At 44.8% G+C, this 12565-nt stretch carries 11 protein-coding genes; 4 read left to right on the top strand and 7 right to left on the bottom strand.

What is annotated here, in order from left to right; genetic code table 11:
- Positions 1-5: 5 nt before the first annotated feature.
- On the bottom strand, positions 6-227 hold the full coding sequence (locus tag MC7420_RS06215; RefSeq protein WP_044205451.1) for a helix-turn-helix domain-containing protein: 222 nt from the start codon (positions 225-227) through the stop codon (positions 6-8).
- 160 nt (positions 228-387) lie between these two features.
- Between MC7420_RS06215 and MC7420_RS06210 the strand changes: the two genes are divergently transcribed.
- Positions 388-633 (top strand): hypothetical protein, encoded by a 246-nt coding sequence (locus tag MC7420_RS06210; RefSeq protein WP_006099398.1) that lies wholly within the window; start codon positions 388-390, stop codon positions 631-633.
- A 163-nt stretch (positions 634-796) separates the two neighbouring features.
- Here the strand turns inward: MC7420_RS06210 and MC7420_RS34940 are convergent, their stop codons facing one another.
- From MC7420_RS34940 to MC7420_RS06190, 4 genes are all read right to left on the bottom strand, one after another.
- Positions 797-1618 carry a macro domain-containing protein gene (locus MC7420_RS34940; RefSeq protein WP_006099368.1) on the bottom strand — a complete coding sequence of 274 codons (822 nt, stop codon included), beginning with the start codon at positions 1616-1618 and terminating at the stop codon, positions 797-799.
- A 9-nt stretch (positions 1619-1627) separates the two neighbouring features.
- Positions 1628-2395 carry a DUF4433 domain-containing protein gene (locus tag MC7420_RS06200; RefSeq protein ID WP_006099267.1) on the bottom strand — a complete coding sequence of 256 codons (768 nt, stop codon included), beginning with the start codon at positions 2393-2395 and terminating at the stop codon, positions 1628-1630.
- 248 nt (positions 2396-2643) lie between these two features.
- Positions 2644-5250 carry a bifunctional aconitate hydratase 2/2-methylisocitrate dehydratase gene (acnB, locus tag MC7420_RS06195; protein ID WP_006099565.1) on the bottom strand — a complete coding sequence of 869 codons (2607 nt, stop codon included), beginning with the start codon at positions 5248-5250 and terminating at the stop codon, positions 2644-2646.
- A gap of 671 nt (positions 5251-5921) precedes the next feature.
- On the bottom strand, positions 5922-8225 hold the full coding sequence (locus MC7420_RS06190) for an NACHT domain-containing protein (RefSeq protein ID WP_006099210.1): 2304 nt from the start codon (positions 8223-8225) through the stop codon (positions 5922-5924).
- A gap of 105 nt (positions 8226-8330) precedes the next feature.
- Between MC7420_RS06190 and MC7420_RS06185 the strand changes: the two genes are divergently transcribed.
- Positions 8331-8510 carry a hypothetical protein gene (locus MC7420_RS06185; protein ID WP_006099532.1) on the top strand — a complete coding sequence of 60 codons (180 nt, stop codon included), beginning with the start codon at positions 8331-8333 and terminating at the stop codon, positions 8508-8510.
- 482 nt (positions 8511-8992) lie between these two features.
- On the opposite strand, the gene MC7420_RS06180 is transcribed toward MC7420_RS06185, so the two are convergent.
- Positions 8993-9337, bottom strand: a complete 345-nt coding sequence (locus tag MC7420_RS06180; protein WP_006099230.1) for a hypothetical protein — start codon at positions 9335-9337, stop codon at positions 8993-8995.
- Between the two features lie 162 nt (positions 9338-9499).
- Positions 9500-11113, bottom strand: coding sequence for a helix-turn-helix domain-containing protein (locus MC7420_RS06175; RefSeq protein ID WP_006099152.1), 1614 nt, complete (start codon positions 11111-11113; stop codon positions 9500-9502).
- Between the two features lie 354 nt (positions 11114-11467).
- Here MC7420_RS06175 and MC7420_RS43250 point away from each other — a divergent pair, with 354 nt between their 5' ends.
- Entirely contained in the window at positions 11468-11590 is a 123-nt protein-coding gene (locus tag MC7420_RS43250; protein WP_006099465.1) for a hypothetical protein, read from the top strand.
- Positions 11591-12259: 669 nt separating this feature from the next.
- Positions 12260-12427 carry a hypothetical protein gene (locus MC7420_RS39245; RefSeq protein WP_006099449.1) on the top strand — a complete coding sequence of 56 codons (168 nt, stop codon included), beginning with the start codon at positions 12260-12262 and terminating at the stop codon, positions 12425-12427.
- The last annotated feature ends 138 nt before the right edge of the window (positions 12428-12565 follow it).

Here is a 12565-nt window from a genome sequence, read left to right as displayed (position 1 = left end):
AAACATCAAGGCTGTATTTCTTCTAGCATCGACTCTTTGACCGCCTGCACTAACTCAGCTTCCGTGCATTGATACAAGTCACGCAAGCGAAATACTTGCCAAACTTCCATCTTGGGCGTTGTTCTCCCCTTTTCCCAGTTGCGGATTGAAGATTCGGCACTCTTTATTTCACGCGCTACGTCTGAGATTCTCAACCCTGCGCGTTCTCTCAAGGCTCTCAGATCCATAGCTGACCGACTATTCGGCTTAAGTTATCGTTAAAAGTTAGCGCTAAGTATTGACAAGAATAGCTGATTTGCACTTTAATCATGGTAGGCAGGCGTTAGTATATCCCCGCCAAGAGACTGACTAACGCCCTTTCCTTTGTTCCTTACGGACTATCTAATCATGCCATACAATTCCAATCAAATCACTTACCGACAACGGCTAACTCCGTGGGCGATCGCTCAACTCCTACCGAATATGCAACGAACTATTGTGGGTCGGTTCCGCAGTCGGTCTGATGCGGATGGTCATTTGCGGTGTCTGCGTCAGCTTATACCCCATGCGTCCTTTGTTGTGGTATTTGACCCGCAACCGGATGAAGAAACGGTATCTGTGTCTCTAGCAACGGCGCAAAAAGCGGTGATTTGAGGATGAGGGGAGGCGATCGCGCTTGCTGATGGGTGAGTGCGATCGCGAATTGATTCTCTTGACACCATCGTAAGAGCGCATCGCTATGCGCCCTTAACAATAGAGGGTGAAAGGCAAAGAGAGTGTAACCCTTTCTAATAGCCTCGTATAGTACAAATAATCTTCAGTAAAATAAATCAAGCTCTAGCTGTGTTTTTTGGGTTTGAGCTTTTGGCTTTTGAGAACTCTTCACATCAAGCTCTCCAGTATTATTAGCTGCATCACGCATAATTTTTTTTGATTTATTTTTTTCTAGTGCATCAGTATCCTGATACACTTCAGAATCACCTTTTACAGCAATTGAATACAGAAACTTGAAGACTTCGTTATAAGTTTGCTTTCCCACACCCGAAATTTTTCTTAATTCTCGAAATCGTCTGATCGGCAGTGAATTTAGTATTTTGGTCGCAATGTCCTCTCTAATTCCCAATGCAGAAATCCAGAAGCAATCCTGCTTATTATTCACCAAGTCGGTCATAATACCTTCTATGCCACTGGCTTCTGATTCTTGATCAAGGCATATATAAACATCTATATTAATATCTTGGAGAGTTACTTCAATTACAGCTTTCACATCATCCCAATTAAGACCACCATTTTCACACCCTAGTTTTGGAAATGCAATTGATGTAATTCCACCCCGATCATAGTTTTGCTTGAAATAATATAATCCTTGTTGTATCCATTCAATTTTTGACGGATATTTCCAATGGCTTTTGGTAGGGAAATTCATAATCCATGGTGTTCCATATCCCCGATAAAGATAGGGTCTACCAACTTTGACAGCTTTTTGCTTACAGCGTTCTACATAATCCTGATACATTTCTGGAAAGCGTAACTGACACTCCAGCGCCAGTCCTGCTCCCATAACACCTACAGAATTAACTGTGTTGACAATTGTTTGTACCCCTGCATTAAAAACGGTAGTGTCAGTGTACTTAATCATTGGAAATCCTCAGAAAAATAGTTCTGGTTTTACCTGTACTGAAATAGTAAGAGAAAGCGGTATTGCCCGGAAATATCTTATAGTTTCATGGATAGTCGAAAGTTGATTGCCTGAGTAACAGAATATACTAACAATATTTTTGACATCTATTTTAGGATATACCAGCACTTCAGCACACTTGATACGTTTTCCCTCTGGAAAATCCGACCAATTTAAGGCATTAATAATGTTCCAACAAAGACTATCAAGCATGGCTACATCATTATAAAAAATTGTACCTTTCGATGCGGCATTGCCATCTGAAAAAACAGTATTAGCTTTAAAAATTACCTCAGGCTTAATTCCGAGAATCACGATATTTTCCTGTATCTCTCTTCTTCGGTACAGCATGGGATTTCTTGGTGAAAAGTAGAGAGGCACATAATCATGTAAAAGCCTACTATAAATAGTATCTTTTTTATCATCTCTGCGTCTTTGAACTTCTGGATCAGAAATATCCATCATGACTAATTCAAGGCGGTGAGCTTCCTTGTGTGACAGCAATCCATGTTGCAATATGGAGCGAAGATTACTGATAGCTGTCATGTGGTAAAGATATTTAATGTTGTGCTTGCGAACGTATTCTACTTCATCCATCCCTTCTTCCATTCTTGGATGACTGGTTACGAGTGTATCTACTGCCCTGTAGTCAGCTATAGCAATCCTATTTAGGTTATGGCAATTTTCAAAAATGAAACCCTTGCTATACCTGGCTTTCGAGCTTTTCGCTTGTTGCATCCTATTTAGGATTGCTATACTTGCTTATTTGTTGCTTGATTTACCGCTTTATGGAAAGACGATAAAGGCATAAAGCTCACCTGTCACAGACTTTATCAGTATAACCCTCTTTTGTCACTTTTGGAACATTCAAGGGCATCTAAAAGGGGAATGAGGGGAGCTGGAATGCCGGAACTCTTGTTCCCCCTTCCCACCCCTCCGGGGAAGCAAGCTACGCAGGGAAGGGGGTTAGGGGGTTAGGTTTTAACTTACCTCGCCGCTGTCGGCATCCCCAAAATATCCTCAATCTTGGGCATTTCTTCCAACGGAATCACCCGTCCTTCATCCTCAAACCCAGCAATTTGATCAAAGTTCAAATAGCGATACAAATCACCAGCAAAAGGATTCAATTTCTCCGTCACAATCGCCGTATATTCCTCAACCGTGGGAATCCGTCCCAACAGCGCACAAACGGCGGCTAATTCCGCAGAACCGAGATAAACTCGCGCATCCTTGCCCATGCGATTGTTGAAATTCCGGGTTGATGTCGAAAACACCGTCGCCTTATCTTCAACTCGCGCCTGGTTCCCCATACATAGCGAACATCCTGGCATTTCTGTCCGGGCATCTGCCGCCGCAAAGGTATCATAAACTCCTTCTTCCCGCAGTTGTTTTTCATCCATCCGGGTAGGCGGACAAATCCAGAGGCGGACTTTTACCTTTCCTGCACCTTCTAAAACCTTGGCAGCCGCCCGGTAATGTCCAATATTGGTCATGCAAGAGCCAATGAACACCTCATCAATTTTGTCTCCGGCACATTCGGACATTAATTTAACATTATCTGGGTCATTGGGTGCCGCGACAATGGGTTCTGTGATTTCGTTCAAATTGACTTCGATAATATCGGCATACTCAGCATCGGTATCCGCAGACATTAACTCCGGATTTGCCAACCATTGCTCCATTTTAGCGACACGACGCATCAGAGTGCGGGCATCTTGATAGCCTCGCGCTACCATGTTTGTCAATAGCACAATGTTGGAACGCAGATACTCGGAAATCGTTTCTTTGCCCAACTTAATGGTTGAACCAGCACAAGACCGTTCTGCCGTCGCATCGGTGAGTTCAAAGGCTTGTTCGACTTTTAAATCCGGTAAGCCTTCCATCTCCATAATCCGTCCAGAGAAGACGTTTTTCTTGTTCTCTTTGGCAACGGTTAATTTGCCTTGTTGAATCGCCACATAAGGAATTGCATTAACAATATCCCGCAGGGTGACTCCCGGTTGCAATTCACCCGTAAATCGGACTAAGACGGATTCGGGCATATCTAAGGGCATTACGCCTAAGGCTGCAGCAAAGGCGACTAACCCGGAACCAGCAGGGAAGGAAATCCCTAAGGGGAAGCGGGTGTGGGAGTCGCCACCAGTACCGACAGTATCCGGTAATAACATCCGGTTTAACCAGGAGTGAATAATCCCATCCCCTGGACGCAAAGCGACACCGCCGCGTGTAGAAAAGAAGTTGGGGAGTTCTTTGTGGGTGGTAATATCCACGGGTTTGGGATAAGCGGCGGTATGGCAGAAACTCTGCATGACTAAATCGGCGCTGAATCCCAGACAGGCGAGTTCTTTGAGTTCGTCTCGTGTCATGGGACCCGTGGTATCTTGAGACCCAACGGTGGTCATTAAGGGTTCACAGGAGGTTCCGGGACGCACGCCGGGTAAACCGCAGGCTTTGCCCACCATTTTCTGTGCCAAGGTAAAGCCTTTATCGCTATCCTCAGGCATGGTGGGACGAGTGAAGAGGGTGCTGGGGGCTAATCCGAGGGCTTCACGGGTTTTATCGGTGAGACTCCGCCCGATTAATAGAGGAATACGCCCACCTGCGCGAACTTCATCCAGGATGGTTTCGGGTTTGAGTTTAAACGTGGAAATGACGTCTCCGGCTTCGTTGGTGATTTCGCCTTTATAAGGATGGATAGTAATCACCATTCCCGTTTCCATCTTGGTGACATCACACTCGATGGGTAATGCACCGGAGTCTTCGGCGGTGTTAAAGAAGATCGGCGCGATCGCACTCCCTAAAATATAGCCGCCTGCGCGTTTGTTGGGAACGCAGGGAATATCTTCGCCAATATGCCAAAGTACGGAGTTAATCGCGGATTTACGGGAGGAACCTGTACCGACAACATCGCCAACGTAAGCCACAGGATAGCCTTTTTCTTTGAGCTTGGCAATGGTTTCTAAGGCATCCGGCATCAGGGATTCCAGCATGGCTAAGGCGTGGAGGGGGATATCCGGGCGGGTGGTGGCGTGGGTGGCGGGAGAAAGATCATCGGTGTTGGTTTCTCCGGGAACTTTGAAGACGGTGACGTTGATGGCTTTGGGGAGTTTGGGACGGCGGATAAACCATGCCCCATTTGCCCAAGCATCAACCACCTGTTTGGCGTAGGGATTGACCTCTGAGAGGGCGAGGACATCGTTGAAGGCGTCATACACCAAGGTGATTTTACTCAGTTCAACGGCGGCTTCATACCCTAAGGGGTTGTCTGGGGATTTGAGTAAATCGACTAAGGATTGGACGTTATAACCGCCTACCATTGTGCCTAATAGGTCTACGGCACCTTGGTGACTGATTAGGGGGCTGGTGATTTCGCCTTTGGCAATGGCGGTGAGGAAGCCTGCTTTGATGTAGGCGGCTTCGTCAACACCGGGAGGAACGCGATCGCGAATTAGGTGCATTAGGGTTTCTTTTTCCCCCGGTGGCGGATTTTTCAGCAGTTCACACAGTTCTGTGGTTTGCTTGGCGTTTAGGGGTAGGGGGGGAATGCCGAGTTCGGCGCGTTCGGCTGCATGTTGGCGATAGGCTTCTAGCATTCTAGTTGTCTCCTCTCTAAGCGTTTGCTGGCATTGTGGCAGTTCAGGTTAGAATTTTTCAAGTGGGGTTGTTCTGTACTGCCTGGTGTATAGGTAATAGGGTACTGTCTTCTTATGCTCTTTATTGTTGGCAGTGAACGCTTACCATAGATTTTCTCTCGGTGCTGTATCTGATTTAACCGAGTCTTGGGGTTTTATCTCTTTGAGGCTAAATCATAGTGGTTATGAATAGGGATTGACAACTGGGGATCAGGTGGATGTGCGATCGGTTGGTTGGGGGTGAGGGAAACATAGAGGGCGCAGAGGGAAAGCGCAGAGGTTCGCAGAGGGGTTTGGGGGTAAGTCTCATCAACCGCCTTGGGTTTAAACCCAAGGCTAAAAGCGAAAGTCAGCTAAAGCTGACTGGACTAAGAATAATGGCACTAACTTAAGCCTTTTAGAATCGCCGGAACTTTTGCTATATCATAGGATAGACACTATCTATTAGAGTTAAGTTAGTACCATTCGGATTAAAAGTTTTAGTCCACTTTAGTGGACTTGAGCTTTTAGCCCGGAGTTTGAACTCCGGGCGGGTGTCGGGGTGTACTTTAAGTCAGTGCCATTCAAATGAAATTAGAGAGTTCTGCGAATAGGATTGAGTTTTGATGAGGGAATGGGTGAGGGGGTTGAGTTCAGTTGATGTGGGATTTGCACTTCTCAATTTCAGCAATGGGTAATAATAAAGTGTCTTCTATTTCCTGTCGGAGTTCCTGGCTGATGTAACAGTCGCTGTTGAGGCAATCAACTAAAAGTTTATTGGCGTCGTAATACTGCTCTAATAGTTGCTTTTGTGAATCGCTGAATTGCCAGTTATAACCGATGTTGCGATGCTGAATCATCACCGTTCTTAACTGCTCAATCCAAACTTTACAGTTAATTTGCCACCATTGATTAAATTGCTCTTTATTGTTGTTTTCTGGGCTAGGAAGTTGATCTTTAAGTGGTTGAAGCGACTTTTGAAACTCAGAGTCAAGGGAGACGTAGAGGGAAAGGTCGAGGGAGACGTAGAGGTCGAGGAAGCGGTCGAAGTCGCGGGAGAGGTCGCGGGAGAGGTCAAGGGAGACGTAGAGGTGGAAGTCGAGGGAGAGGGAGCGGGCGAGGTCGAGGAAGCGGTCGAGGTCGAGGGCGAGGGTGAGGTCGCGGGAGCGGACTGGGGACAGGGCGAAATAGAAAGCTCTAACAGCAGAGGGCTTAGAGGGAACTTCAACAGACAGTGATTTTTGATTAACCCAGGTGAGGAAACGCTGTAATTTTTCATCACCAGCTACCAAACCATCAATTATTTGTTTCATCTGCTGCACAAGTTCATCTGCATGCCGCATCATTCCAGCCGTCAGCAAAAACACCTCACGCCAACGATTTTCCGTAATCTTACTGACTAACAAACCAATGTCCGATTTAGCCACAATTTCTCTAGCAGTAAAATACTCCTGAAACGTCAGATGAGAAAATGAATAAATACCCCTCGCCCGTTCTACTAACAACCCATGATGGGCTTCAATGGATTTCAGAACTGCCTCACTATCTAATAACAAAGCCTCCGGATCAGTTTTAGCATCGGGTAAATTCCGAATGTAATCAGCAATATACTGTTCAATCTCTCTTTGCTTAAACAAATACTCTCCCCGCTCAAACGTAACAAAAGCAACTTCACTCAATAAATCCTCTTTACGCTGGACTGACAATTTCTTATAAACCTGCTCGCGTACAATCCGCCGCTTCGCATCCCATTTTCGCAAAAGTGTATGAATGGCTCGACTGTACAATTCAGCCCGGTTAGCTGGAAATTCTCCAGAATCTTCAAATTCTATACACAGTAGCGTCAACAATAGCGGATTGCTTGCCAGTTCTTTGATCGGTTTGTTATTTTCTAACTGTTCAATCAAATAATCGGCTAAATCTGATTGTTTAGCTTGAAACCATTTAGTAGCAAATGTGCGAATCTGCTTATCGTCAAAATCATCAACCTCAACATCTGTAAATTTTTCAAAGGTATACTCTCGTGCAGCAATCCGACAGGTGATGACAAAGGTATTAGCATCATACTTTTCGGTAAAGGCTTGAATCTGAGTTAAAACCCGATCAGCATCTTCTTCCCTAACCTCATCTAAGCCATCTAGCAGAATTAACCCGCTTCCGTGTTTAAGAAATGCAGCGACTTGAACTTCGGTAACATTGCAGTTATCGAAGATTTGATTAATGTAGGTTGTCAGACTTGGTTGGCTTTGAGTTTCGGCAAATTGCTTCAGCGTAATAAAAATAGGAACCTTATCCGTTAAAACCTTAGATTTAGCACATTGAATCGCTAAATATTTGAGAAACGTTGTTTTTCCCGCACCCGGTTTACCTAATACCATCAACTTGTCATATTTTTGGACGGCTTCTAGCCCCGGTATTCGTTCCTCTTTTACCTTGCCGAATCCCAGACGGTCAAAGCTTTCGGCGTCTAGATTACAACCTTGTATCAATTCATTAATCGCTAACCGCCTACGCCCAATAACTTTTTCCAGAATATTGACTTTAGTATAAATATCCTTTAAACCAATAGGTTGAATCATATCCAGCACCTTCATTTTGCCGCACTGCTTTTGGATGCTGGGTTTGATTTTCTGGCGTATTTCTTGCACCAGGATATCAATCTCTACCTCATGAGTAGGAGTCTGAGGACTTGAAGTGGGATTAGAGGCTTGATAATTCTTGATCAGCCAATCATGCAGTCTCCGCGCCTTATTTGGACCTTTACCACCAATGCTGAACTTCTTATAGACATGACTCATGCGAATGCGAAAAGCACCGGGAGAGATATGAAGAGATTCCGCGATCGCGTCTACATTCCCTTGACGACTGAAACGTGCCACAAAGGCTTCTTCCTGTTCGGGGGAAAGGTCATAGTCGCGAGCGATTTGGGTTAGAAAGTCGTGGGGTAGCAGTTGCATGAGACGAATGTTAGCCTATGTTAGCCATGTTAGCCTATGTTTCAGCATCATCTCTTAACTGCAACGGCGATAGTAGGAAGCAGTTGAGTTCAAAGGTTAATCCAAATGACCAAACAAAGGAACTTGAGTGCGGCTAAAATTATTATTGCTTTGCAGGTTCTGCTGACTCCTATGGTACTGGGAACGGTTAGTTATTGGGTAATTAATTCTGATTTCCAGGGGGTGATTCAATTGAAGTTAAACCGCGATGGGGGTGAAGTGTTGATTGATAGGCGTTCTGAGTAGAAGAACCTGGCGCGTGTGTAGGGGCGGGTTTCACGACTATCTTTTCGGTTGCACCCAGATGTGACTAAACCCGCCCTGACTTGACCTTTGATTTCGCTAGCTGGTCAGTTATAGTAATGGTGCGTTACGCTCTGCTAACGCACCCTACGATTTTGCTGATCAGAGAGATACAACGCTTTGCGCTGTCATAAAGTACAGTAGATCAAAGTCCCCCGAATAAGCTGTTCGGCATTTAAACCTTAATATCAATAATGGCGTAATCCTTGTAGTGCGAGCATCTTGCTCGCTACTAATACCCAATTTAAATGCATGACAGCTTAGATCCCCCTTCCGTCCCCCTTAAAAAGGGGGAAACCAGATGTTGCTTCGCTTTTTGTTCCATGGGGGAAGCCAGAGGATGCTTCGCTTTTTTTGCTTATGGGATTTAGGGGGATCGACAATGTACCGCATAGCAGAGCAAACTGCTGTAATGTTCTACCCGATTACCTCGATGTTTGTCCAGACGCTTCAATCCCTTTAACTACCTCAAAAAAGATGATCGCGGCAAACCCTAAACCGACGAAAGAACCAATCCCCAGAACCAATCCTCGTCCAATCCCTCCTTGAAATAACCGAACCAATCCCTCACAACCAACGACGGCTGAAATACCAGCCAATACCCCAGCCAATACACCCGTATCCGCACGGCTAATTGCCACAGCAACCGCCCCAGTTCCCGCTACACCTACCCAGTTCACAAACGCCCCAGCAAGGGTTACAGCAATCGCCGCACCGCCAGAACGAGCAATTAGACCAATAACTTTCCGTCTGCGTTGTCCTAGTATCATAGTTTTTATAGACGATAAGCTGTTCGGCATTTAAACCTTAATATCAATAATGGCGCAATCTTTGTAGTGCGTTAAGCGAAGCCATGCTGCAGGCTTTGCATCTTGCTCGCTACTAATGCCCAATTTAAATGCATGACAGCTTAAACCATCAACCCTGAACTCTTATCCAGAACTCAACTCCGCCAAACCCAACACTTCCTGCAACATCCGTTGGTCTTCTAATTTTATCCGAAACCGTTCTTTCTCGATATCTCGAATCCAGCTTTGGCTTTTACCCGTCAATTGCGCCAAGTCGCGTTGACTGAGTTTGTTGCGTTGTCTCGCCGCGATAACATCTGCGCCCGAAAGTATAGATGACTGGGATTTAGTTTTGCGTTTGGTCAATCGTACCTTGTTCGGCTCAACGGTAGTCAGCGCATGTTCCCATTCTGCCTTCAGTTCAAACCATAAAATCCGGGCTTTCATTAACAGGTTCCATTTACCACGGGGCGCTGCATCCGTTAACCGCCTATTACTATTTCCATCTTGAATCCAAAATTCTAACGCCGCATCCGCATCGTCGGGAAGTTCTCCTAATTTCGCCCACATGGGTTGAATCTCCGGTAAGTACGTCACCGGATCAAACACAGGTTTGAGTCCATAATGACTGAGAACTTCTAAATCACTTTCAAATGTCCGCACCAGACGTTTTCGTTCATCTCGCTGGGAAGACGCCCGCAGGAGTTTGTCCTCTCCATACGCCACCCGCATTAATGTGGGTACGGTAATCCGTTGTCGTTTGCCGATTCTGGTTTTAAACAGCAGCCACAGCATCATCCGTGTCGCCCCTTCATGATGTTGCCAGTTACTCATCACGGCGCTGAGTAAAGTTTGAGGCAAATTACCATACTGATAAAAGGCAGTTCGGTTTTGACAGCCTTGCCTATTTAAGAAGTATTTTGCCCAAATGCCTGCCCTAATCCGAAAGGTTAAACCAACCAAATGTTTATATCCTTGTTCGTCTTCTTGAAAATGATGTTCAATTGGCTGCAGATGCCACAAACGGCTTTGGGGAAGGCTAAATTCTGGGACTTTACCTTGCTTTGACCAATGAGCGCCGATGCTAATTTGGCAGGGCTGCTGGGCAAGCTGTTTGATTAGACTCAATTTAGCCGCTTTACTCAAATCTGTGCGTTTCTCTAATCCCAAATAGTTCTCAATTTGCACATCGTTGAGAGTAAACTCTTCCTGCCACGGTTTCTCTAACCCTGTCGCGTATGCGGCATATATTAAATGGAGACAGGTGGCTTTGATATCCATCGCCTCAAGCGTCGCCTGGGCTTCGTCAGCCGATAACGTATCCGTTGAGTCTGTATCAAATGTATCAGTTAGCCAGAAGTCCACTTCACCTTGACCTTGACGCACCTGTCGCTGATAACAGAATTTTCCAGACGCATCAGTGTGCCAAGGGAGAGAAAGGCGCTGTGCCAATAGGTTACACGCTTCCCAGATGACGATGGAGGAAGCAAAGGGATTGGTTTTGTCATCGGCAAATAAGTCTGGACTGGTAGGAGGTCTTTCATTCAGCTTGTATCGTCCCTTTTTCCCTTGAGCAGGAACGGGAGAACTGATGGGACAGTGAATCACACATTGAGGTTCGGGATAATACCCTTCACAGTTGTTACACAGATTCGGATCAATCCACGTCTGGTTATCCTTGACTTTGATTGCACCCGTTGGACATTGAGTACGACAGATATCACACCCAGTACAACTTTGTGAGAGTTTGTAAGCCATAATGCTAGGAAACTACTGTAAGCTTTAATCTTTAAACGGTAAAATTCTGGACTCCAGAGGAACCTTGAGATTGCTTATTAATTTGATAGGGATTGAGTAACGGTCGATCCGACAATAGACAACTGCCACCGATGACTAGCTATAGAGTCTTGCCTCAAATCACTGATGGATTGATGGCATTTTCTTTATGCTTATCAAGAATCTTTATGATCAAATTTTTGCTTGTTCCCTTCAGGATATTTGTTCAACCTGAGCAATTGTCGATTTCTTAAGATTTCCTTTAGTAGGTAACACTTTTTAATACTTTTTTATACTAAAGTATTACTATAGAGAATCTGAGGTGACTAGACGTAAATGAAACGAACCACAATTACGATCAAAGTTACTGTTGAGCAAAAGCAGCAGCTTAAACAGGAAGCAGATAAAGACAAGCGAACGCTGTCAAACTATATCAAAGTAAAACTTGGCTTACTGTAAGCCAGGTGAGTCCCAATCCTGGCTCTAAAGTGCTGTTTTTGCTAAAAAATGCCCAATTTTAATGTCTGAGAGGAGGATTTGACCTATTTTGATCTCGACTGATTGATTTTGGCGATGAAGCGTCATATTCAGCGATTTAAAACTTGCATCAGTTTTATGCAAAGCTTACTTGTAGGTTACTAAACAGTGACAAAATAGCGATCCCATTACATTGGCAGCTTGCCACTCCTGAACTGTCTAATTACAGATGATTTGTAGGAAGTATAGCGCTATTGGTTTCGTTAAGTTGTTGGCTGATTCACCCATAAAACAGTTGGAGCGTGGCAAGTTGTCTATCTCTAGATAGGGGAAATTTTTCTGTAAAAATGAGCTTATTTTGTAGTCTAATTAACTGAAATATATACTCCAATAAGCTAAGGAACTTACCTTTTGTTTATATTCTCTGGTATTTGGTATCAATTTTAACAAATTTTCGATGAAATTTTGGATATTAGTGATTGGAAAGTCAGATCAAGTAGGTGGCGAGAATTAACGTAACAAGAGCGACTTGATCAGCCGGGTTTGATCATTACTCTTAAGGAGTCGGACACGATTAAAGTTGACCGTTGAGATTGAGAAAACTTTAAGCCGTCACGCATTGAAATTAGGAATGGGTAGGGAGGATGACGCATGAAGATCCCCGCCGTTAACTTTGATTGTGCCTACCGATTTAACACGAGTGCCACGGACTTAAAGCAGGTGGGCAATGCCCACCCTACGGTATATAGTGCGATCGCTTTCATCAGAGAAAAATCAGTAGATGTAGCTCGATTTAAGAACTTGCCTTATCATGAGTGAGTTGGTTGGTTACCAATGGTCAACCTCTCCTCAAGTCAGAATCTATCCATTGACCATTGCTTGCACTGACAACACCTACCACTGAGGAAACTGGGCATGTGTGGTAGATGACAGGCGATTTGAGCTAAGGACTTTACA

The organism is Coleofasciculus chthonoplastes PCC 7420 (assembly GCF_000155555.1).
GTDB lineage: Bacteria > Cyanobacteriota > Cyanobacteriia > Cyanobacteriales > Coleofasciculaceae > Coleofasciculus > Coleofasciculus chthonoplastes_A.
Note: the sequence above shows the minus strand (reverse complement) of the source record. Positions and strands in the feature narration are given on the sequence as shown.